This is a genomic window from Amycolatopsis sp. NPDC059657 (genome assembly GCF_042734395.1).
In the GTDB taxonomy this organism is placed as follows: Bacteria; Actinomycetota; Actinomycetes; order Mycobacteriales; family Pseudonocardiaceae; genus Amycolatopsis.
Map to the genome: position 1 here is coordinate 9,410 of NZ_JBHWEB010000042.1, position 22,291 is coordinate 31,700.

The 22,291-nt window shown below is 68.8% G+C and carries 22 protein-coding genes; 3 read left to right on the plus strand and 19 right to left on the minus strand.

From position 1 onward, the window contains the following. Positions 1-100 precede the first annotated feature (100 nt). The 9 genes from tsaE to glmS all read right to left on the minus strand — a co-directional run bounded on the left by tsaE (position 101) and on the right by glmS (position 10,001). Positions 101-565: a tRNA (adenosine(37)-N6)-threonylcarbamoyltransferase complex ATPase subunit type 1 TsaE gene (tsaE, locus tag ACFV15_RS22815; protein ID WP_378352652.1), complete on the minus strand. Its 465-nt coding sequence runs from the start codon at positions 563-565 to the stop codon at positions 101-103. Continuing rightward, positions 547-1,644, minus strand: a complete 1,098-nt coding sequence (locus ACFV15_RS22820; RefSeq protein WP_378352603.1) for an alpha/beta fold hydrolase — start codon at positions 1,642-1,644, stop codon at positions 547-549. Before ACFV15_RS22820 ends, tsaE begins: the two co-directional genes overlap by 19 nt. After that, positions 1,645-2,745 (minus strand): alanine racemase, encoded by a 1,101-nt coding sequence (gene alr / locus ACFV15_RS22825; protein ID WP_378352604.1) that lies wholly within the window; start codon positions 2,743-2,745, stop codon positions 1,645-1,647. Positions 2,746-2,774: 29 nt separating this feature from the next. Beyond that, positions 2,775-3,866, minus strand: coding sequence for an ABC transporter ATP-binding protein (locus ACFV15_RS22830; protein WP_378352605.1), 1,092 nt, complete (start codon positions 3,864-3,866; stop codon positions 2,775-2,777). Positions 3,867-3,870: 4 nt separating this feature from the next. After that, positions 3,871-5,286 (minus strand): xylulokinase, encoded by a 1,416-nt coding sequence (xylB, locus tag ACFV15_RS22835; protein ID WP_378352606.1) that lies wholly within the window; start codon positions 5,284-5,286, stop codon positions 3,871-3,873. Next, entirely contained in the window at positions 5,276-6,055 is a 780-nt protein-coding gene (locus ACFV15_RS22840; protein WP_378352607.1) for a DeoR/GlpR family DNA-binding transcription regulator, read from the minus strand. The genes xylB and ACFV15_RS22840 overlap by 11 nt, the downstream gene beginning before the upstream one ends. Before the next feature lie 91 nt (positions 6,056-6,146). Further along, positions 6,147-6,704 carry an isochorismatase family protein gene (locus ACFV15_RS22845; protein WP_378352608.1) on the minus strand — a complete coding sequence of 186 codons (558 nt, stop codon included), beginning with the start codon at positions 6,702-6,704 and terminating at the stop codon, positions 6,147-6,149. Beyond that, positions 6,701-8,119, minus strand: coding sequence for an NAD(P)H-hydrate dehydratase (locus ACFV15_RS22850; RefSeq protein ID WP_378352609.1), 1,419 nt, complete (start codon positions 8,117-8,119; stop codon positions 6,701-6,703). The genes ACFV15_RS22845 and ACFV15_RS22850 overlap by 4 nt, the downstream gene beginning before the upstream one ends. A gap of 19 nt (positions 8,120-8,138) precedes the next feature. Beyond that, positions 8,139-10,001 (minus strand): glutamine--fructose-6-phosphate transaminase (isomerizing), encoded by a 1,863-nt coding sequence (glmS, locus tag ACFV15_RS22855; RefSeq protein ID WP_378352610.1) that lies wholly within the window; start codon positions 9,999-10,001, stop codon positions 8,139-8,141. Positions 10,002-10,230: 229 nt separating this feature from the next. Between glmS and ACFV15_RS22860 the strand changes: the two genes are divergently transcribed. Continuing rightward, positions 10,231-11,022, plus strand: coding sequence for a dienelactone hydrolase family protein (locus ACFV15_RS22860; protein ID WP_378352653.1), 792 nt, complete (start codon positions 10,231-10,233; stop codon positions 11,020-11,022). A 46-nt stretch (positions 11,023-11,068) separates the two neighbouring features. Here ACFV15_RS22860 and ACFV15_RS22865 read toward each other — a convergent pair whose 3' ends face one another. From ACFV15_RS22865 to rplM, 6 genes are all read right to left on the minus strand, one after another. After that, positions 11,069-11,491, minus strand: a complete 423-nt coding sequence (locus ACFV15_RS22865; RefSeq protein ID WP_378352611.1) for a hypothetical protein — start codon at positions 11,489-11,491, stop codon at positions 11,069-11,071. Positions 11,492-11,508: 17 nt separating this feature from the next. After that, positions 11,509-14,262, minus strand: coding sequence for a hypothetical protein (locus ACFV15_RS22870; RefSeq protein WP_378352612.1), 2,754 nt, complete (start codon positions 14,260-14,262; stop codon positions 11,509-11,511). A gap of 2 nt (positions 14,263-14,264) precedes the next feature. After that, the gene (locus ACFV15_RS22875) at positions 14,265-14,570 is read right to left on the minus strand and encodes a type VII secretion target (protein WP_378352613.1); all 306 of its coding nucleotides are present in this window, start codon (positions 14,568-14,570) and stop codon (positions 14,265-14,267) included. Positions 14,571-14,712: 142 nt separating this feature from the next. Next, positions 14,713-16,047 carry a phosphoglucosamine mutase gene (gene glmM / locus ACFV15_RS22880; RefSeq protein ID WP_378352614.1) on the minus strand — a complete coding sequence of 445 codons (1,335 nt, stop codon included), beginning with the start codon at positions 16,045-16,047 and terminating at the stop codon, positions 14,713-14,715. Between the two features lie 135 nt (positions 16,048-16,182). After that, a complete protein-coding gene (gene rpsI / locus ACFV15_RS22885) occupies positions 16,183-16,674 on the minus strand; it encodes a 30S ribosomal protein S9 (protein ID WP_091293711.1) in 492 nt (163 codons plus the stop codon). A gap of 14 nt (positions 16,675-16,688) precedes the next feature. Then, on the minus strand, positions 16,689-17,141 hold the full coding sequence (rplM, locus tag ACFV15_RS22890) for a 50S ribosomal protein L13 (protein WP_091293709.1): 453 nt from the start codon (positions 17,139-17,141) through the stop codon (positions 16,689-16,691). A gap of 262 nt (positions 17,142-17,403) precedes the next feature. On the opposite strand from rplM, the gene ACFV15_RS22895 reads away from it, so the two are divergent. Both ACFV15_RS22895 and ACFV15_RS22900 read left to right on the plus strand, forming a co-directional pair. After that, positions 17,404-18,288 (plus strand): hypothetical protein, encoded by an 885-nt coding sequence (locus ACFV15_RS22895; RefSeq protein ID WP_378352615.1) that lies wholly within the window; start codon positions 17,404-17,406, stop codon positions 18,286-18,288. Positions 18,289-18,322: 34 nt separating this feature from the next. Further along, positions 18,323-18,952, plus strand: a complete 630-nt coding sequence (locus tag ACFV15_RS22900; protein ID WP_378352616.1) for a DUF4333 domain-containing protein — start codon at positions 18,323-18,325, stop codon at positions 18,950-18,952. Between the two features lie 127 nt (positions 18,953-19,079). Here ACFV15_RS22900 and ACFV15_RS22905 read toward each other — a convergent pair whose 3' ends face one another. The 4 genes from ACFV15_RS22905 to ACFV15_RS22920 form a co-directional block, all read right to left on the minus strand. Then, positions 19,080-19,370 (minus strand): WXG100 family type VII secretion target, encoded by a 291-nt coding sequence (locus tag ACFV15_RS22905; protein WP_378352617.1) that lies wholly within the window; start codon positions 19,368-19,370, stop codon positions 19,080-19,082. A 66-nt stretch (positions 19,371-19,436) separates the two neighbouring features. After that, a complete protein-coding gene (locus tag ACFV15_RS22910; RefSeq protein ID WP_378352618.1) occupies positions 19,437-19,766 on the minus strand; it encodes a WXG100 family type VII secretion target in 330 nt (109 codons plus the stop codon). A 258-nt stretch (positions 19,767-20,024) separates the two neighbouring features. Further along, the gene (locus ACFV15_RS22915; RefSeq protein ID WP_378352619.1) at positions 20,025-20,378 is read right to left on the minus strand and encodes a hypothetical protein; all 354 of its coding nucleotides are present in this window, start codon (positions 20,376-20,378) and stop codon (positions 20,025-20,027) included. Beyond that, on the minus strand, positions 20,379-22,259 hold the full coding sequence (locus ACFV15_RS22920) for a type VII secretion-associated protein (protein WP_378352620.1): 1,881 nt from the start codon (positions 22,257-22,259) through the stop codon (positions 20,379-20,381). Positions 22,260-22,291 lie beyond the last annotated feature (32 nt).

Here is a 22,291-nt window from a genome sequence, read left to right on the forward strand (position 1 = left end):
GGTTCTGTTCTGCACCCCCAAGTGGGGGTTTCTTAACCCCAGAGCTGACGAACGCCACATTCGGAGGCTGAAACCTGACGAATGCCGCATTGGGTTTTTTTCAGGCGGGGAGCGGGACCCGGCTCGTCCAGGTGCCGTGGGGTTCCAGGGTGACCGTGCGGACGTCGTCGTCGGCGCGGGCGAGGCGCACGACCAGGTAGTCGTCCGAGAGCCGCTCGGCCGCGCCTTCGCCCCACTCGACCACGATCGCCGAGCGCTCCAGGTCCGTGTCGAGGTCCAGGTCGTCCAGCTGCGTCAGGTCACCGCCCAGGCGATAGGCGTCGACGTGGACCAGGGAGACCCCGGAATCCCCCGCCGGGTGGACGCGGGCGAGCACGAACGTCGGCGAGCTGACGCGGCCGGAGACGCCGAGGCCGTCGGCGATGCCTCGGGTCAGTGTCGTCTTGCCCGCGCCGAGTGGGCCGGCGAGCAAGACCAGGTCGCCCGCGCGCAGCGCGCGGCCGAGCACTCGGCCGAACTCCATCGTGTCGTCCGGGGTGGGGAACTTCAGCGCTGCCAAAACCAGGTCCTTTGTGATGAGGTCTCACCGTCCACGCCCGCGCACCGCTGCAGCAGGTCGATCAGGTGGCTGTTCACCAGCTCGGGCTGTTCGAGCTGCACCATGTGACCCGCGCCGCGGACCCTGACCAGCTCGGCGTCCGGCAGCTCCGAGGCGATGCGCTCGGCGTGCGAGAACGGGGTGAACCGGTCTGAGTCGCCGCCGACCACGAGCACGTGTGCGTGCTTGAGACCGGCGAGCGCCGCGTAGCGATTGTGACTGCCCAGTGTGTCGACGAAGTTCACCAGCCCCCGAACCGGCGTCACGTCGAGCATCTCGAGCATGAAATCGACCAGGCGGGAGCTGACGTCGCGGCTGCCGAACGCGAGCCGCCGCACGGCCTGCCTGGTCAGCTGACCGCCCGCCGCGCGCACGAACTCGACCAGGCCGGGCTGCCAGCCCGCGAGCCCGCCGACACCACGCGTGAGCGGGTTGTACTTCGACAGCAGCGAGCGCGGGAGACCACGCGCGCCGACCTCGCCTGCCGCGGTCGCGATGAGCGCGACACCTTCGACGCGGTCGTCGAACAGCTCCGGATACTCCGACGCCAGCTCCATGATGACCATGCCGCCCATGGAATGGCCCATGAGCACCAGCGGCCCGTCCGGGGCGACCGCGCGGATCACGCCGTTCAGGTCGTGGGCCAGCTGCTCGATGGTGCTGTGTTCCTGCGTCGCCTGGCCGGATTGGCCATGGCCTCGGTGGTCGAAGTAGACCTGCCGGACCCTCGGCAGGCGCAGCGACGCGAGGTCGCGGCGCTGGAAATGCCAGCTTTTGCGTGACAGCGCGAAACCGTGCACGCCGACCACGGTGAGCACCGGCTTCCCGCCGTCTTCCGGGTCGATCTCCTCGACGGACAGTCGTGTCCCGTCGTCCGCCGCGACCGTGGAAACCCGATCCGGCTTCAGCTCCCCCAAAGGCTCGTCCACGAATGGATCCTCACTGTGCCTGCGCTGCTGAGCGGCGACGGCGATGACCGCGGCTGTGCCGGTGGCCACCGCCCCCACTCCCCCGGCAATCGCGAGCAGTCGACGTGAAGGAGACATTCACCGCACCCCCAGATACCTGCGAGTCACTCTCGGCCGATACATCGACGTCACGATTTCGTAGTCGATGGTGCCGAGCGTGTCAGCCCATTCCCGTGCTGTCGGTTCCCCTTTTTCGCCGGTGCCAAACAAGATCACCTCGGCACCCGCCGAGGGTTCGTCGTCGCCGCAGTCCACCACGAGCTGATCCATGCACACCCGGCCGACGACAGGGCGGCGTTGTCCGGCCAGCCAGACGTCCATCCGGCCGGACAGCAACCGGGGCACACCATCGGCATAACCCGCCGGCACGAGCGCGAGATTCGTGTCGCGCGAAGCGGTCCACGTGTGTCCATAAGAGACGGATTCACCGGCGGCGACCCGCTTGAGACTCACCACACTGGACCGGAACGTCATCGCCGGGCGCAGATCTTCCTGCTGTGCGACGGGATTCAGCCCGTACATGGCGATGCCGGGGCGCACGATGTCGAAGTGCAGATCGGGCCTCGTCAGCAACGCCGCCGAATTCGCTATGTGCCGCAACGGGTTCAGCCCGGCCTCACGCGCGATGTCATACGCCGTTTGGAAACGCTTGGCCTGAGCCTCGATCGACGGGTGACCCGGTTCGTCCGCGCAAGCGAAATGCGACCAAATGGCTACCACTTCGGCGTCGGAAGCCGCGGCCGCGCGCACGAGCTCCGGCCACTCGGCAGGCGGGCATCCGTTGCGGGACAAGCCCGTGTCGATCTTGAGGTGCACGCGGGCACCCAGCGGGGCCACCCGCTCCAGCTCGGCGAGCGAGCTCACGCCGAGGTCGACGCCCTCGGCGACGGCCGACTCGAAGTCGGCGTCGGCGGTGTCCAGCCAGCTGAACAGCCGCGCGGTGATTCCCGCGCGCCGCAACGCCAACGCCTCACCCGCTGAGCAAGTACCCAGCCAGGTCGCGCCTGCTTCGACCGCCGCGCGGGCCACCGGCAGTGCGCCGTGGCCGTACGCGTCGGCCTTCACGATGGCCATGGTGGCCGCGCCCGTGCTCGCCGCGTTGGCGGCGAGCAGGGCGAGGTTGTGCCTGATCGCGTCGAGGTCGATGGTGACCTCGGCACGCGTAAAACTCGTAGTCATGTCGACTTCGAGTCTTACATAGCGGGCACCTACGAGATGCGCGCCCCGCTTGTGGCGGAGAACACGTGCAACTCGTTCGGGCGGACCCGCAGGTGCAGGATGTCGCCCATCACGGGCGGGGTGCGCGGGTCGACACGGGCGACGATGTTCGACTTCGTGCCCTCGGCGTCGGTCTCGGCCAGCTTGCCGTAGACGAACGCGTCCGAGCCGAGCTCCTCGACCAGATCGACCTTGACCGGCAGCGTGCCGTCGGCCGAGGTGGTGACCTCCAGCGATTCGGGGCGGAAGCCCAGCGTGACGGTGTCGCCGTCGGCCTTGCCGATGACCTCGCGGGTCAGCGGGACGCGGGCGCCGCCGAGCTCCGCGCCCTCGGCGGTCAGCTTCGCGGTGACCAGGTTCATCGCGGGCGAGCCGATGAAACCGGCGACGAAGGCGTTGGCGGGCCGGTCGTACAGCGCGCGCGGGGTGTCGCACTGCTGCAGGATGCCGCCGTCGAGCACCGCGACGCGGTCGCCCATCGTCATGGCCTCGACCTGGTCGTGCGTGACGTACACGGTGGTGACGCCGAGACGACGCTGCAGCGCGGCGATCTGGGTACGGGTCGACACGCGGAGCTTCGCGTCCAAGTTGGACAGTGGCTCGTCCATCAGGAACACCTGCGGCTCACGCACGATCGCGCGGCCCATGGCGACACGCTGGCGCTGACCACCGGAGAGCGCCTTGGGCTTGCGGTCGAGGTAGTCCTCGATGTCGAGCAGCTTGGCCGCGTCAAGCACCTTCTGCTTGATCTCGGCGGCCGGGCGGCCCGCGATCTTCAGTGCGAAGCCCATGTTCTGGCCGACGGTCATGTGCGGGTACAGCGCGTAGTTCTGGAACACCATCGCGATGTCGCGCGAGCGCGGCGGCAGCTGGGTGACGTCGCGGTCACCGATCCAGATGGAGCCGCCGTCGATGTCCTCGAGACCGGCGAGCATGCGCAGGCTGGTCGACTTGCCACAGCCGGACGGGCCGACGAGGACGAGGAACTCGCCGTCCGGGATCTCCAGCTCCAGCGCGTCGACCGCGGGCTTGTCGGAGCCCGCGTACTGCCGGGTCGCCTTGTCATAGGTGATGCTGGCCATCGGTTCAGTCCTCTCGCGTTTTCGCAGGCACGCCGTGCTGCAGTGCGCGTGCCTCGTAGTGACGGTGCTGGACCCGGATGCCCTCGGCGAGTTCCGCTTCGGTCGGCTCGTCCAGCGTGAGCCTCGTTTTTCCTTGCCAGATCGGAGGTTCCGGGCTGGAAGACAGTGCCCAAGCCGCCTGGCGCGCGGCACCGGCCGCGACGTACTCGGCGGCTTCGGGGATTTCGACGGGAACGCCGAACACGATCGGCGCGACCGCCTGCACGGCAGCGGACCGTGCCGCGCCACCGATCAGCAGTACCCGGCCGACGCTGAGGCCCTGCGCGCGCACAGCGTCCATTCCGGCAGCGAGCCCGCTCAGCATGCCTTCGACAGCGGCGCGCGCGAGGTTCTGCGGCGTCATGTTGTCGCGGGTCATGCCGGACAGGGATCCCTTGGCATCAGGGAGATTTGGCGTGCGCTCGCCGTCCAAATAGGACAGGAAGGTGAGGCCACCCGCACCGGGCGCGGCGGCGAGCGCGAGTGCGTCGAAGCCGTTCTGATCGACGCCGAGCAGTGCCGCCGTCGAGGTGAGCACGCGCGCCGCGTTGAGCGTGCAGGCGAGCGGGAGGAAGCGGCCGGTCGCGTCGGCGAACCCGGCGACCTCGCCGCTCGCGTCGGCGGCGGCCGTCTCGGCGACGCCGAACACGGTGCCGCTCGTGCCGAGCGAGACGACGACATCGCCGGGGCGGAGTTCGAGCGCGAGCGCGGCGGCCATGTTGTCGCCGGTGCCGGCCGACACGAGCATTCCGCGGTGCTGACCGGCCGTTTCGGCGGGACCGAGCACTCGGGGAAGCTCGGGCGCGCGGCCGAACGCGTGCTTGAGCAGGTCAGCCCGGTAAGCGCTTTCAGCCGGTGAGAAGTAGCCGGTGCCGGACGCGTCGCCCCGGTCGGTGACCAGCTCGCCGGTCAGCCGCCAAGTGAGCCAGTCGTGCGGCAGCAGCACACGGGCGACGCGGTCGGCGTGCTCCGGCTCGTGCTCGGCCAGCCAGCGCAGCTTGGCGACGGTGAAACTCGCGACCGGCACCGAACCAACGGCATTGGCCCAGGTCTGCGCACCCAGCTCGGCGGTGAGATCGGTGCCTGCCCGCGCGGAGCGGGTGTCGTTCCACAGCAACGCGGGGCGCACGATCTCGCCGTCTTCGTCGAGCGTGACCATGCCGTGCTGCTGACCGGCGATGCCGATCGCCGCGACACCGTCGAGCAGGCCTTCGGAGGCCGTGGTGAACGCGTCCCACCAGGCGTTGGGGTCGACCTCGGTGCCATCGGGGTGCGCCGCGCGGCCGGTGCGCACGACGGCGCCCGTCTCGGCGTCGCAGACGACGACCTTGGTGGACTGGGTGGACGAGTCGACCCCGGCGACCAGTGTCCTAGAAGTCATATTCGGGCCCCTCCGGGTCGCATTCGACCAGTTCGAGCGCGGTGCCGGCGTTGAGAGCGGCTTCGACCTCTTCGGTGGGGGTCGCCTCGCTGGTGATGAGCAGGTCGTAGTCCTCGACCAGGCCGTGCGCGAACGTCGCGGTGCGGCCGAACTTGGTGTGGTCGACGACCAGCACGTTGCGGTTCGCGGTGCGCAGCGCGGCCTTCTTGAGCTCGGCGTAGTCGCGGACGGGGTGATAGAGCCTGCCGACGGCGACCGCGGTGACCGAGACGAACGCCAGGTCGGCGCGGGTCCGGTCCAGCGCGGCCAGCACGTCCGGACCGGCGCAGGAGTCGAAGTCGGGGTTGTAATGGCCGCCGAGCAGCATGACGTCGGCATGCTCGGCCAGCCGCGCGACCTGCAGCGAGTTGGTGAGGATCGTCAGGCCTTCGATGTCCGACAGCTGCCTGACCAGCGGAAACAGCGTGGTCGAGTCGTCGATGAACACGGTCTGCCCTGGCTTGACCTGGCGCGCGGCCGCCTCACCGAGCGCCTCGATCTCCTGACGGCTCGTCGGCGCGTCGGTGGCGAGCGCGGAGACCTTGCCACGCTGCTTGCGCAGCAGGCGGCGCTCTGCGAGATCGTCGAGATCCCGGTGCATGGTCATCAGGCTGACGCCGAACCTGCTGGTCAGGTCGTCGATGCGGGCTTCGCGATGCTCGACGACGTAGTCGAGGATGCCCTGGCGGCGCTGCTCGACGACCGCGTCGGTCGGCCGGGTCTTAGACATGCGACACCGTGGGTGCGGTCACGGTGTCGGCGGTCACAACTGCTTTCTACCAGATAATCGCACCGCTGTTAACGCAAAACCCGATAACTTCTCATCGGTCGAATGAGACGTCCTTGGTTTCGACCGTCCCGGCGGTCCGGCCGGGCGCCGACTGGTGGGTCCAGTACAGGTTCGTGTGCGCGATGACCTGGTCGACCGGCGGCGCGCCCCAAGCGCTCTTGTCACCCGAGGTGTGCGCGTCGCTGACGAGCTTGGCGTCGTAGCCGCGGGCGAACGCGCCGTGCAGCGTCGAGCGGATGCACGCGTCGGTCTCCGCGCCAGCGACGATCAGGCTTCCGACGCCGAGGTCCGCCAGCACGCTCTCGAGCGTGGTGTCCTCGAAAGAGTCGCCGTACTGCTTCTCGACGAGCGGCTCGGTGTCGGCGGGCTTCAGCTCCGGGACGATCTGCCACGCCTCGCTGCCGCGCTCGAGGTCGCCGTCGCTGTTGTGCTGGACCCAGACGACCGGAACCTGCTCGCGACGCGCACGCTCGACCAGTTCGGCGATGTTCGCGACGACCGAGTCGCGCTCGTAGGCGCCGTTGACAACGTCGTTCTGGACGTCGACGACGAGCAACGCGGTGTTGGGCCGGTTTTCGAGCGTGGTCACGATTTCCTCCAGTGCAATGTGCGTAACGCGTCGGTGATGGCGCCGAGAATGCCGGAAGACGAGGTGGGCGCGCCGGAAGCGGCGAGCTCCCCCGCGAGCGAGTGGACGTAGGCGGCGGCGCCGGTCGCGAGCCAGGGGTCCAGGCCCGCGGCGAGCAGCGCGCCGATCAGTCCGGAAAGGACATCGCCGGAGCCCGGGGTGGCGAGCCAGGAGCCACGCGGGGTGTTGACCATCGCGCGGCCGTCGGGCGCCGCGACGACCGTGCAATGGCCCTTCAACAAGACGACCGCGTCGTAGCGGCGGGCGCAGGCACGGGCGGCGGCGACGCGGTCTTTGCCGGGCTCGGAGCCCATGAGGCGGGCGAACTCGCGGTCGTGCGGGGTCAGCACCAGCGGGGTGTCGGGGTCGCGCGCGTCCAGCACGTCGACGTGCTGGGCGATCAGCGTGGTCGCGTCGGCGTCGGCGCAGACCGGGACACCGGCGCCGAGCACGTTCGCGAGCACCTCACGGCCTTCGTGACCGGTGCCGATGCCCGGGCCGACGACCCAGGACTGCACCCGGCCCGCGTCGGTGACCGAGCCGGTCGCGATGATCTCCGGCCAGCGTGAGCGCACCAGGTCGGCGGCCGGTCCGGCATAGCGGACCATGCCCGAGGTCGCGTAGACGGCCGCGCCCGCGGACAGCACCGCCGCGCCGGGATAGACGGCTGAACCGGCAGCGACACCGGTGACGCCCAGCGTGTACTTGTCGTCTTGGGGGCCTGGGATCGGCCAGCACGCGGCCACATCGTCAGCGTCGAGCCGTACGAGGTCGGGGTCTTCGAGATCCAGCCCGAGATCCACGAGGAAGACCTCGCCGCAGGCCGCGGGCGCGAGCGCGTGCACGGGTTTCAGCGCGCCGAACGTGACGGTGCGGTCAGCGGTGATCGCGGGGCCGTCAATCGCGCCCGTGTCCGGGTCGACGCCGCTGGGCAGGTCGACGGCCAGTACCGGCGCGCTGATGTGCTCGAGCAGCGCTGCCGCGTCCGGTCGCAGCGAACCACGTCCCGAGATCCCGACAATGCCGTCGATCACCAGGTCGGCTTTCTCGATCCACTGTGGACCGTCCGCGATCCGGCCACCAGCCCGTTTGAAGGCCGCCAATCCTTGCGGGTGCGCCTTGTCCGGGTTCAACAGCAGGGCCGTCACGGCGACATTCCGCTTGCGCAGGAAGAACCCGGCCCACAACGCGTCGCCGCCGTTGTCGCCGGAACCGACCAGCAGCGTCACCCGGCGGCCGCTCGTGGTGCCGAGCATCTTGGCCGCGTGCACGGACAGCCCGAAGGCGGCCTTGCGCATGAGCGCGCCGTCCGGCGTGACCGCCAGCAGCTTGCGCTCCGCGGCGCGAATCCGTTCCGTGGTCCAGATTCCTTGCACGCGGAGCCTCCCGGAGGAACTACTCGACCGTGACCGACTTCGCCAGGTTACGCGGCTTGTCGACGTCGTACCCGCGAGTCTTGGCGATCTCCGCTGCGAGAACCTGCAACGGGACCGTCGAAACCAGCGGCTGCAGCAGCGTCGGCACCGCGGGGATCTCGATCAGCTCGTCGGCGAACGGGCGGACCGTCTCGTCGCCCTCTTCGGCGATGACGATCGTGCGCGCGCCGCGGGCCTGGATCTCGCTGATGTTGGAGACCAGCTTGGAGTGCAGCACCGCGCGGCCCTTCGGCGACGGCATCACGACGACCACCGGCAGGCCCTCTTCGATCAGCGCGATCGGGCCGTGCTTGAGCTCGCCTGCCGCGAAGCCCTCGGCGTGCATGTACGCGAGTTCCTTGAGCTTCAGCGCGCCTTCGAGCGCGACCGGGAAGCCGACGTGGCGGCCGAGGAACAGCACCGCCTTCGAGTCCGCGATGCGGCGGCCGAGGTCCCGCACCTGGTCCACAGTGGACAGTACCTTCTGGACGGCGGCGGGCATGGCCTCCAGCTCGGCGAACTCGCGGGCGACCTCGTCGGGGTACTTGGTGCCGCGGGCCTGCGCCAGCGCCAAGCCGACCAGGTAGTTCGCCGCGATCTGCGCGAGGAAGGCCTTCGTCGAAGCGACGCCGATCTCGGGGCCGGCGTGGGTGTACAGCACCGCGTCCGACTCACGCGGGATCTGCGCGCCGTTGGTGTTGCAGACGGCCAGCACGCGCGCCTTCTGCTCGCGGGCGTGCCGGACGGCCTCGAGGGTGTCCGCGGTCTCGCCGGACTGCGAGACGGCGACGACCAGCGTCGCGCGGTCCAGCACCGGGTCGCGGTAACGGAACTCGCTGGCCAGCTCGACCTCGACCGGGAGCCGGGTCCAGTGCTCGATCGCGTACTTGGCGACCAGGCCCGAGTGGTACGCCGAACCGCAGGCGATCACGAAGACCTTGTCGACGTCACGCAGGTCCTGGTCGGAGATGCGCTGCTCGTCGAGGATGATCCGGCCGCCGTCGAAGTGCCCGCGCAGCGTGTTCGCCAGCGCCTCCGGCTGCTCCTCGATCTCCTTGAGCATGAAGTACTCGTGGCCGCCCTTCTCGGCGGCGCTCAGGTCCCAGTCGACGGTGAACGGCTTCGCCTGTGCGGCGTCGCCGTGGAAGTCGGTGACCTCGTAGCCCTCGCGGGTGATCACGACGACCTGGTCCTGGCCCAGCTCGACGGCCTCGCGGGTGTGCTCGATGAACGCGGAGACGTCCGAGGCGACGAAGTGCTCACCCTCGCCGACCCCGACGACCAGCGGCGACGACCGGCGCGCCGCGACGATCGTGTCCGGCTCGTCGGCGTGCGTGACGACCAGCGTGAAAGCGCCCTCGAGGCGACGGCAGACGGCGCGGACGCTGGCGGCGAAGTCACCCTTGGTCTCACCGGCGGTGAACGCGCGGGCGACCAGGTGAGCGGCGGTCTCGCTGTCGGTGTCGCTGCTCATCTCGACGCCATCGGCCTCGAGTTCGGCGCGCAGCACGGCGAAGTTCTCGATGATCCCGTTGTGCACCACGGCGACCTGCCCGGAGGCGTCACGGTGCGGGTGGGAGTTGCGGTCGACCGGGGCGCCATGGGTCGCCCAGCGGGTGTGCCCCATCCCGGCGGTACCCGCGAACGCGTCGCGCCCGACGGCGTCGAGCTGCGCTTCGAGGTTGGCCAGCCGACCGGCCTTGCGCTCGACGGTCAGCTTCCCCGCGCCATCCAGCACAGCGACGCCCGCCGAGTCATAGCCCCGGTATTCCATCCGCCGAAGCCCACCGAGCACCACGTCCAGCGCAGGCCGGTGTCCGACATATCCCACGATTCCGCACACGCCCATCAGGGTAACGAGAGACCTGGACCACACTCGCCCGGCACCCGACCACCGCCCCCACTGGTACTGCCCGGCCTCAAAAAATCCCAATGCGGCATTGGTCAGCTTCCAGCACGCCAATGTGGCTTTCGTCAGCTCCGAGCTGACGAAAGCCACATTGGGATTTTTTTCCCCGGAGGGGCGGGCGGCGGGAAGGTGGGCGGTGAGCAGGGGCAGTAAGGTCACGCCCATGGCGAAGGCGAAGGAATTGCTCTCGGAGCTGTCCCATCACGGGCCACATGAGGTGCTTCGGGGCAACCTCGCACTCGTCGGCCTGCCGGGGGTCGTCTACACGCCGACCTCGGGGCTCGGGCTGCCCGCGGTCGCGTTCGGGCATGGGTGGCTGCAGCCGCCGCTGCGGTACCGGCAGTTGCTGAGTCACCTCGCGAGCTGGGGCATCGTCGCCGCCGCGCCCGCCACGCAGACCGGGCCGTTGCCGTCGCCCCGGCTGCTCGCGGCCGACCTGCTCGCCACGCTCGACGTGGTCACCGGTGTCCGGCTCGGCCCGGACGGCATCAGCGTCGACCCTGGCCGGCTCGGCCTCGCCGGGCACTCGATCGGCGGCGGCGCTTCGGTGCTCGCCGGCGCCGACCACCGGGTGAAGGCGGTCGCCACGTTCGCGGCCACGCAAACGATTCCACCTGCGACGGAAGCCGCGAAGAAGATCACCGCGCCCGGCCTGCACCTGGCCGTCGCCGACGATCTGGTCGCGCCCGCCGCGGGCAACGCCGCCGCCATCGCGAAGGCCTGGGGTGGCGAAGCTCAGCTGCGCCTGATCGGCAAGTCGTCACACCTGGCGGTCACCGAGGGCAAGCACTGGAGTCAGCTGTTCCTCGACGGCAAGCCCCAGCGCCGCACCCAGGTGCTGGTCCGCGCGCTGTTCACCGCGTTCTTCCTGACCCACCTGACGGGCACCGACAAGTTCCGCCCGCTCCTCGAGGCCGACGTCAAGAAGGCGGCCATCGAGGCCTTCGCGGACTAACGCCAAAAACGAAGAGGCCCCCTTGCGAGCAAGGGGGCCTTTCGCGTCAGTCCAGCCAGTTGGTCGTCGAGAAGTCGTCCTCGTCCTCGATCGGCCGTCGTGCGTGACGGCCACGCCGGGCTTCGGACGGAGGGGCCGCCGCGGGCGCGGGCGGCTCCGGCAGGCCGTACGGCGCGGGCTGAGGCGGCGGCGGAGCGTACGTCTCCTCCTCCTCGTCGCCGAAGCGCATCGTGTGGTCCTGCTCGGCGCGAGCGTTCCACTGGTTCTTCGCGGCTTCCTTCTTCTCCTCGACCTGACGGTCCAGCTCCGCGCTGTGCCGCTCGGCCGCCTCACGCGCGCGCTCCTGCTCCTCGATGATCTCCTGGGACTTGGCGCGAACGCGGTCCCCGATCTCCTCGGCGTGCGCGCGCACGTTCGCGTTGGTCTGCGCCAGCCGTTCGGCCAGCTGCGGGTCGACTCCGCTAGTCATGATCTCCCCTTGTCCGCTCAGCGCTCGTAGCTGATCGAACGGTCGCCGTCGTCATCGAGCGATCCGCTGATCCGGCCCTTGGCGCCGCTGGTCTCGAAGATGGCGCCGTCGACGCGGTACTGGCTCGACTGGCGCTGCGTGTCGCCACCGCCGCCACCGCCAGGCGCGCCGCCCATGCCACCCATCATCCCGCCCATCTGACCCATGCCGCCACCAGCGGGCGCACCGGCCGCCGCGGCGGCAGCCGGGTGACCGGGGTCGTTGCCGCCAGGCGCCATGCCAAGGCCGGAGTCGGACGAAGCGAACGAAGCGTCGCTGCCCGTCTGTATGCCCTGGTCGAGCGAGATGCCGTCGGCCAGTCCACCGGAGGAGAACCCCGCGGCCGAGTCCGAACCGGCCGTCACGGTCTCTTCCCCGGTCCCACCGGCCGCGGCGGCGCCGTCCTCGGCGGGAGCGTCAACGGGTTCCGAACCGCCGATGTCGCCTTCGAGGTCGAGGCCACCAGGCGTGGTGAAACCGCCGCCGTCCTGGCCGCCCGGTGTCATACCCGGGTCCGGGTTGTCCGGCGCCGGGTCCCTGTCCTTGACCGGCTCGGCGTCCTTGTCGTGCTCGATCCCGGAGCCGCCATCGGTCGGGCGGTCGGCGGGCTCGCGGCCTTCGCCCGGCTTGATGTCGTCGGTCTTCAGGTCCGACTTGTCGCCCTTGTGGTCACCAGCGCCGAGGTCGGCCTTGTCGCCGTCCTTCTCGTCGAGGGTGTACTTGGTCGGCTCGCCGTTGCCGTCGTCGACCGTGACCACGGTCGGGCCGTTCGGGCCATCGGGACGCTCGGCGGTGATGTCGAGGTTGCCGTCCTTGATGTGGATCTTGCCGTCCGGGCCCGGCTTGTACGAACCGTCGGGGCCCGGCTTGCCGTCCTGACCCTGCGCCTGTGCGCCCTGCGGGCCGAAGGTCTGCTGGCCGGTGGCGGGCAGCGGCTTGCCGTCGGGGCCCTTTTCCTGGCCCTTGTCGTCGTCGAAGTCGAGCTTGTATTCCTTCTTGTGGCCCTGGCCGTCGTCGACCGAGATCTCCATCTTGCCGGTCTTGTCCGGCTCGGACATCGCGATGGTGTTCTCGCCCTTTTGGACGGTCATCGTGTCCTGGTCGTCGCCGTATTCCTTGATGGCTTCGCCGGTCTTGGGGTCGATAGGGTACGGCTTGCCCGTGTCCGGGTCGATCTCCAGTTCCTTGCCGGTGATGGGGTTCTTGCCCTCTTCCGGCTTCGGCGTCTCCGGCGGCTTCGTCTCGGGCGGCGTGATGGACCCGCCACCACCGGTCGAACCACCGCCACCGGTCGAGCCACCGCCGCCACCGCCGGTGTCGATCTTGCCCTTGTCCTTGCCGCCGGTGTCGACGCCGGGCTTGTCGACGGGCTTGGTCTCGCCCTCCTTGCCGACCGACGCGAACGGGTCGGGCTCGAGGCCCTTGTTCAGCGAGTCGATCAGCGCGGAGTAGTTGTCCTGGATCCCGGAGACGAACGTCTGGCCCTGCTCGTGGACCGAGTTCGCCTTGGTCGTGTAGTCGTCACAGAACTGCTTGAGCTTGTCCTGCGCGTCCTTGAGGATGCCCTTGTACTTCTCGCATTCCTCTTTGATGTTGTCCTTGGTGATGTTCGACGCCAGGTTGTAGCCGATCAGCGCGGCGATCGGGCCGGTGAGCGCGAGCACCGCGGTGATCGGGTTCTTCAGCAGCTCCACGAACTGGTCCCACCAGCTCATGTCTTCGATCTCTTTGATCTTGTCCTCGAGCTGCTTGATGACCGGCGGCAGCTTTTCCTTCGCCTCGATGAAGGCGTCGATCTGCGGCGCGGTGAGGTTGGCCATCTTGCCGTCGCCGTAGAGATCCAGGATGCAGTGCGCGTAGTTGATGACGTTCTGCTGGATCGCTTCGTCGATCGTGTAGGTGATGTTCTCCGGCGCGGTCTTCAGCGCCTGGTGCAGGTCACCGGAGGCCTTGACCATCGCGTTGTTCGCGTTCTGCGCGGCCGACTTCGCGTCGCCGGCCCAGTCGGCGGTGTTGGCGGCCCACGCCTTGTCCATCGCCTCCTTGGACTCGGCGACCGTCTTGCCCGCGGTGGTCAGCACCGTCGCGTCGGTGTGGAAGGCGGTGAAGGAGATGCCGCGGAACTCGTCGAGCCCCATCCGCAGGCCACGCGGGTCGATGCCGGAGGCCTTGTAGCCACCGCCGCCGCCACTCGACGCCGCGACCGGCTTGCTCGACGCCGTGACGACCTGGCGGTTCTTCGGCGGGGGCGCGTCGCCGCCCGCACCGCCGGGCGTCTGGCCGCCCGCCTTCTGGAACCGGGGGTAGAAGTCGTCGAACAGGACCATCGACTTCTCGGCCTGGTCGATGATCTGGTCGGAGGAGGAGAATCCGCCCTGGTCGAGTGCCTTCTGGGCGCCGTCGACGGAGCCCTTCTGCTGCTTGACGACCGCGTTGCGCCGGTCCTCCTCGGCCGCGCCCAAACTCTTGGACGCGTTCTGCATGTTCTCCTTGACGTTCTTGCCGCCCATGTAGACGTCGCCGGGGTTCGCTCCGACCTGCTCGGAGTACTTGACGATCTCGCCCTCGTTGAGGCGACCGGCGTCGGACAGCGCGTAAAGGAAGTTCTTCTTGTTCTCCGCCGAGACGTTCGGGTCGTCCAGGCTCTTGCGCATCTGGTCGAGTTCTTGCGCGGTGAACGTGGCGTTGGCGACCTTGGCGTGCGCTTCGCCGAATAGCGGGTTCTTGCTCATGCTCAGCGACCCTTCGAAGCCATCGTGTCGGCGGTGACCTGCTCGCCCTTTTCGTAATGGCCGGCCGCGGTCGTGAGCTTGCCGCCGAGGTCGGTGGACTTCTGGCCATAGGTGGTGACCGAGTCGCGGTACTTCTTGATCGCGTCGCTGTACTGCGCGGCTACCGGTGCCCAGGCCTTGCCGACCTGCCCCATCGAGACACCGGTTTCGATCTTCGAGCCCGCGGAGACCAGGTCACCGCCCTCGGTGTTGTATGCCGACCCGACGGCGTTGATCTTGCCCGGATCGACTTTCTGGCCACCGGCCATGATTCCCCCTTTTGTCCCGAGGTCTGCGTGTGTTGACGCTATGACGCAGGCGAACGCCATTCGGTGCCGTCGCTAATGCACATACAAAGTACCCAGGTCACAGGACGCGCGCACAAGCTTCGACCCAAACGGGGCGGTCAGGTCAGGAGACGGCGGAGACCACGCCCGCGAGCCGGTCGGCCGCCGCCTGCGCGGTGTCCTGAGCCGGGGCTTCGACCATCACGCGGACCAGCTGCTCGGTGCCGGACGGGCGCAGCAGCACCCGGCCCTCCTCGCCCAGCTCGGCCTCGACGGCGCCGACGGCGTCGCGGACGGCGCTGGAGTCGGCGACGGCGGCCTTGTCGGCGACCTTGACGTTGACCAGCACCTGCGGCAGCCGGTGCATGACACCCGCCAGGTCGGCGAGCGACTTGCCGGTCGAGGCCATCCTGGCCATCAGGCGCAGCGCGGTGAGCAGGCCGTCGCCGGTGGTGGCGTACTCGGGGAGCACGACGTGGCCGGACTGCTCGCCGCCGAGCGCGTAGCCGCTGGCGCGGAGCTCCTCGAGGACGTAGCGGTCGCCGACGGCGGTGGTGATGACGGTGATGCCGTGCGCCTTCATCGCCAGGTGCAGGCCGAGGTTGCTCATCACGGTCGCGACCAAGGTGTCGTTGGTCAGCTCACCGGACTCGGCGAGCGCCAGCGCGAGGACGGCCATGATCTGGTCGCCGTCGATCAGCTCGCCCGCCGCGTCGACCGCGACACAGCGGTCGGCGTCGCCGTCGTGGGCGATACCCAGGTCGGCGCCGTGCTCGACGACGGCCTTGAACAGCTGCTCCGGGTGATTCGAGCCACAGGCGGCGTTGATGTTGAGGCCGTCTGGGCTCGCGTTGATGGCGATGACCTCGGCGCCGGCGGCGCGGTAGACCTCGGGCGCGGCGCACGCCGACGCGCCGTTCGCGCAGTCGACGACGACCTTGATCCCGTCGAGCGCGTGCGGGGTGGCGACCAGCAGGTGCTGGATGTAGCGGTCGAGCGCGTCCTCGACGTCGGAGACGCGGCCGACCGCGGCACCGATGGGGCGCGTGTCGGGCGCGGTGAGGCCTGCTTCGATCTCGTCCTCGAGGTCGTCGGCCAGCTTGTGCCCACCGGCGGCGAAGAACTTGATGCCGTTGTCGGGCATCGGGTTGTGCGAGGCGGAGATCATCACACCGATGTCGGCGTTCAGCGCGCCGACCAGGTACGCGACCGCGGGCGTCGGCATGACGCCGACGCGGCGCACATCGGCCCCGGCGGACGCGAGGCCCGCGACGACCGCGGCCTCCAGCATCTCGCCGCTGGCGCGGGGGTCACGGCCGACGACCGCGACCGGGCGGTGGGAGCTGTCGTGCGCGACGAGCACACGGGCGGCGCTGGCCGCGAGTGACAGAGCGAGCTCCGGGGTCAGCTCGTCATTCGCGAGCCCACGGACACCGTCAGTACCGAACAGGCGAGCCATCGTCGGACCTCCTTGTACAACGAACACAAGCATGGGGGTGGGGAGACGTCGGGGCCACGGGAGACACCCGGAAAGCACAGAAGCGCCCACCCGATGGAGACGGATGAGCGCTTCCGGCAAAGCGCAGGGTGAAGATCAGCGCTTGCTGTACTGCGGGGCCTTACGGGCCTTCTTCAGGCCGTACTTCTTGCGCTCGACGGCACGCGCGTCGCGCTTGAGGAAGCCGGCCTTCTTGAGGACCGGGCGGTCATCGGCGTCGACCTCGACGAGCGCACGGGCGATCGCGAGACGCAGCGCACCGGCCTGGCCGGAGATGCCGCCGCCGTGCAGGCGGGCGAAGATGTCGAACGAGTCCGGCTTCTCGACGGTGACGAGCGGCTCACGGATGAGCTGCTGGTGCACCTTGTTCGGGAAGTACGACTCGAGCGAACGGCCGTTGAGCTTGAACTCACCGGTGCCGGGCACGACGCGGACGCGGACGACCGCCTCCTTGCGGCGGCCGACGGTCTGCGCGGTGCCACCGGCAGCGCGGGACGGCTTCGGGGCGGCCGGGGTCTCGCTGGTCACGACGCCGTCGAACGACTCGGTCGTGCCCTCGGCGAGAGTCTCGGTCTCGGTGCTGGTCACAGAAACTTCCTCACTCACTTGACGACCTGCGCGATCTTGTTGATCTCACGGGTCTGCGGCTGCTGCGCGCCGTGGGGGTGCTGCGGGCCCGAATAGACCTTCAGCTTCTTCCCCATCGCGCGACCGAGCTTGTTCTTCGGCAGCATGCCCTTGACGACCTTCTCGACCAGCCGCTCGGGCTTGGTGTCGAGCAGCTCGCCGAAGGAGCGCTTGCTGAGGCCGCCCGGGTAACCGGAGTGGCGGTACGCGAACTTCTGTTCGCGCTTGTTGCCGGTGAGCGCGACCTTCTCGGCGTTGACGATGATGACGAAGTCACCGGTGTCCACGTGCGGGGCGTAGGTCGGCTTGTGCTTGCCGCGCAGCAGCGTGGCGACCTCAGTCGCGAGCCGGCCGAGCACGACATCCTCGGCGTCGATCACGTGCCAGGCACGAGTGACGTCGCCGGGCTTGGGGCTGTACGTGGGCAAGGGTCTACCTCGTCGTCAACATTGCGTGTGGGTTCTGTGCGTGCCTAACGATTGCTCGCCGCAACGCACAACGACATATGAAGATACCCGCTCGCCAACGAGCAGACGAAGCGGGGGTCGGTATGCCAGTGCATCTTACGCCGGGCCTGTCGATACACACACTCCCGACACGGCCCGATCGGGGCGTTACGGGTACCCGGGCAGGCGTGAACCGCGAGAATGAGACGATCCACCCGGGACCGCGCTCAACATGGGGAACAGGATGAAACGACGGCCAACGACTTATCTCGCGCTCGGCTCGGTGCTCCTGCTCGCGGCGGCGGGCTGCGGCCAGGCGAAGGCGGGCACGGCACTGCCCAAGGGCGACGACGCCACGGCCTACGTGAACGAGAAGTTCGCGGGCGCGATGGACAAGCTCGACGCCTCGCTCGACCGGCCGGACACCAAGACCTCGAACGACGCCTACATCCGGCTCGACGACAAGTGGCTGCACAGCATCATCACCGCCTCGCGCCAGGGCTCCCCCGAGAGCCGGGTCAGCCGCAACCGGTCCGAAAAGAACCCGGACGAGTCGCTCGACACATTCATCCCCGCCGAGGGCTCGGTCGAGTACATGCACCTCGGGCCGGTCTACAAGAGCCTCGCCCCGACCGCGTGGGTGTCGATGCCGAAGAAGGCGAACCTCGGCCCGCTGTGCGCGTACACCGGCGTGAACACCGCCTGCAAGATGGCCGACACGATCACCCGCTCGGTTCGCGCCGACAAGCGGGCGGTCAAGGGTGCCCGCAGCACCCCGGACGGCAAGACCGAGGTCAGCGTCGATGTGACGCTCGACGCGTTCCTGACCTCGCGGGTGGAGGTGCTGCCGCAGTCCGCGCTCGACACGATCGGTCCCGAACTGCGCAAGCAGACGATCCCGACCAAGTTCGTCGTCGACGCCGAAGGCAAGCTCAGCACGATCACCATGGAAGCGAAGTTCGAAGCGGGCGGGCACAAGATGGAGCTGAAGTACGACTTCCGCTTCCTCGGCCCGGCCAGCCCGCAGGACATGCCGAAGATCCCGGACCCCGCCGACGTGACCGCGCTGCCCGACGAGGCCGCGGTGGCCGACTTCTACAAGCGGCTCGGAGAGGTGCAGGGCGGATGACCAGTCGACTGATCCAGCTCTCGGGGGACCCGCGATGACCCAGCCGCCAGAACCGCAGCAGCCCCAGCAATGGTGGCAACCCCAGGACCCGCAGGCGGCCACCGGCCCGCACTCGGGGCAGTGGCAGCAGGCGCCGGACGGCCCGCACCAGACCGGCTCGTACACCGGGCAGTGGCAGCAGAACCCCGGCGCTCAGCCGCAGACCGGCCCGTACGGCGGACCGTGGCAGCAGCAACAGCATCAGCAGCCGAATCCTCCCGTGCAGCAGCAGGGCCAGTTCGGCGGCGGCTTCCAGCCGACTCAGTACGGCGGCCTCGGCGCGTTCGAAGAAGTGCTCGTGACGAAGAAAGAGCGCTCCAAGAAGCCGCTCATCTTCGGTGGCGTCGGTGTCCTCGTGCTGGCCGCCGCAGGCGTCACCGCGTGGCTGCTCGGCGCGTTCGCCGGTGACACGTTGGACCAGAAGTCCTTGCAGGACGGGGTTTCCAAGGTGCTGACCGAGAACTACGGCGAGCACGACATCAAGAACGCGAGCTGCCCCAGCGGCCAAACCATCAAGAACGGGACGACGTTCGACTGCACGGTCGACATCAGCGGCCACCAGAAGACGGTGACCGTCCGCGTGCTCAACGAAAAGCCCGAGTACGAAGTCGGCGCCCCGCACTAAAAGGGTCGTGAGCGTTCCCGACGGTTAGAACCGTTCGGAACACTCACGACTCCTTGTATACAAACGAAAACGGTGGGCCTGAGCGCCGAAGCGCTTGGCCCACCGTGTTTCATGTGTGCGAGCGAGATCAGAACAGCTGCTCGACGCCCGACTCGGTGCCCTGGTAACCATCGGCGATCTGCGGGAGCGCGGTCGCGATCTGCGCCAGAACCTGCTTGAGGTCCTCGAACGACTCGTCCCAGTTCTTCTGCGCGGCGCCGTAGGCCTCGCGAGCGGCACCTTCCCAGCTGTTGATCAGCGGGGCGAGGTCCTGCTTGAGCTGGTCGAACTGCGCCTGCAGTTCGCCGCCGGTCTTCGTGCAGTCGTCAGCGGCCGCGTGGATGGTGGCGTAATTAACAACGATGTTGCCCTCAGGCATGTCACCCTCCCAGGTGTTTGAAGAAAGTCTTTGATTTTTCAGTGACTAGCAAGCTTGAAGCGAAGATCAGTTGCCCTCGAGGGCGGAGCCGAAGCCCTTGTGCAGAGCCTGGACCAGCTCGTCGTTCTGAGCTTCCGAGCGCTCGTACTTCGAGCCGGCCTCTTCGAGCAGGGAGGCGATCCGCTGCAGCGCCTCGTTCATCCGGCGGCCGTCGCGGTCGAAGCGATCCATGACGTTCGCGAAGGCCTGAGCGGACCTACCCTGCCACCCGGCGCGCGTGTTCTCGATGTTGTCGCGCAGCTGCGAGAGGTTCTTGTCCATCGAGACGCGAACCTCGGTGACCTTCTTCTCGGCCTCGGTGAACTGCTGCACCTCGCCCTTGAAACCCTGAGTCATTTGGGATAGCCCCCTTCGTAAGTTGTGTGTGCCCGTACTCGGTCGTTCTCGTTTGGTACGTGCCTATGACGGAGACCCTGCCATGGTTGGTTCCACGTTGTCCTCGCTTGTTCCCAAGTAGTTGCTTGCGCTAATGCTCGGAGTGGGAACCGATCATCCAAAGGTGGATGAGAGTGCGCGCGAAACTCGCGGAATAACGAGCAAAACCTAACTTGACCAGGGGTTTTACCGACAGCTTGTGTCCACAGTGCACAACCGTCAGTCGCCGCGGATCATGATTCGCGCTTGCGAAAAGTCCTCGTCGTCGTCACCCGATCGGGGTGGTTTCGGTGCGCGAGGCGGTCTCGGCGGAACCAATTCGTTCGCGCTCGGGAATTCGGGGACCGGATTTCCAGTCGCGAATCGGAACCGCTTGGCGGCTTCGAACAACGCGGGCGGAGTCGGCTTGGTCGCGGACCCCGCGAGCTTGCGCTTGCCGAACTCCTTGATCAGTTCCTTGTTCTCTTCGCGATGACGCTCACGCTGGGCGCGCGCGGTGCCCGCGACGCGGCGCGCGTAGGTGATGGCGTTCTCCGCCGCCCTGGTGAGATCGAAACCGGTGTGCTCGCTCATTCAGCCGATCACCAGCGTCCTGACGGCCTGCTCGCAGGCGGCCTGGATCCGCGGCCGCACCGACTCCACCGCGTACTGGCAGCCGACGTGGACGCGCCGCATGCCCTGCGCCACGACGTACCAGTCGAGCCGCGCGGCCGCCTTGGTCTCCTGGTAGTAGATGACCGTCTTGCCCGCGAACGACTTCTCCGCGGCGAAAGCGCCGTGACTCGAGCTCTTCTCGACCTTGGTGCGCAGCTCGTCGACGAGTGCCTGCCGGTTCGCGGTCCCGTCGTAGGTCATCTGATACTCCTGGACGGACACCAGGTCGTTCCCGGTCTGCAGATCACCCGGCCGCAGCACGACCTGGCGCTCGGAGACATTGTCGGTCGTCTGCACCCAATCGGTCGGCGCGTAGAAGCGGTAGTCGTAGGCCGCGTACTGCTTGCCTTCCTCGCCGCCGTTCAGCACGACGAGCAGGGTCGCGACGACCGCCACTACCAAGAGCACCACTCCCCCGATCACCCAGGGCAGCTTGCGTTTGGGCTTCGCGGGCTGGTGCCAGCTCCCGGACGGTTGCCGCACCGGCGGCGCCTGCTGCGGCATCGGCCGCGGTGGCGCCTGCACCTGGCTGTAGACGGGCTGGGGCGCGGGCGGGTAGGAAGCACGACGCGGCTCGCCGGGACGGACGATGTCGGTGCGCTCGTCGGCGAGCGAACGCGGGCCACTCGGCCCGCCGGAGACCGCGGAGCCTGGCAGCGCGCCGGTGCGGTCCGGGTCGATCAGCACGGCACGCAGCGCGCCGCGGGCGACGACCGTCTCCGGCTGGTCGAGCGTGGTCGGCACGACGCCGGTCCGCTCGTGCACCAGACGCGAGATCATCGGGATCCGGCTGGAACCGCCGACCAGGAAGATCGCGCTGAGCTGCTGCGGGCGCAATCCGGCGTCTTCGACGGCCGCGCGAGTGAGCTCGACGGCGCGGCCCAGCGGCGAGGCGATCAGCCGTTCCAGGTCTTCCCTGGTCACGTGCGCGTCCGCGAACGGCGGCGGCATCGGCACGTCGGTGTACGCGTGCCGCGACAACGTCTCCTTGGCGCCACGGACGTCCTGGCGCAGCACCCGGCGGCGCCGACGGTCGGCCATCTCGCGACCTTCGACGAGCTGGCGCCAAGCCTGCGGATCCGTCGCCGACACCAGCGAGCCGACGTGCTCGAGCAGCGCCTGGTCGATGTCGGCGCCACCGAAACTGGGGTCGCCACGGGTCGCCAGTACCTGGAACCCGCCACGCCTGCCGCCCGGCCCGGCAGCGGGCGCCCTGCGCACGACGCTGACATCGACGGTGCCACCGCCGAGGTCCAGCACCGCGATCGTCTGTCCCGGCTGGCCGCTGAACTCGACGGTCCGCTCGGACTGGATATCCGACGGCGCGAACGTCGCGGCGTGGAACACCGCCGCCGCGACCGGCTCGGGCACCAGCGCGACCTCGTTCGCCAGCCTGCCGGCGGCCTGGCGCAGCAGCCTGGTCCGGATCGCACCCCAGTCAGCGGGGTGGGTGAGCACGAGCAGGTTCACGTCGGCGCCGCCCGCGAGCACCTTGGCCTCGGTCACCGCGCGGCGCAGCACCGCGTGCACCACGTCGGTGACCAGCAGCACCGAATCGCCGAGCAGCAGTTCGCCCTCGTCGATCCGGCGCTTCGGGTTCGGCTCGTAGCGCGCGGGGTCGACGGCGGCCTGCCGCTCGGCCTCCTGGCCGACGAACAGCGTGCCGTCCGCGGCGGCGAACACCGCGGACGACATCAACGGCTGCCCGTCGATCACCACGACCTGGGGATCACGCCCGTTGACCGAAGCGACAACGCAGGTGCTCGACGTCCCGAAGTCGACAGCGACCCTCAACGTCACAAGCCGCTCCCCTTAGTCGTTACTGCCATCCG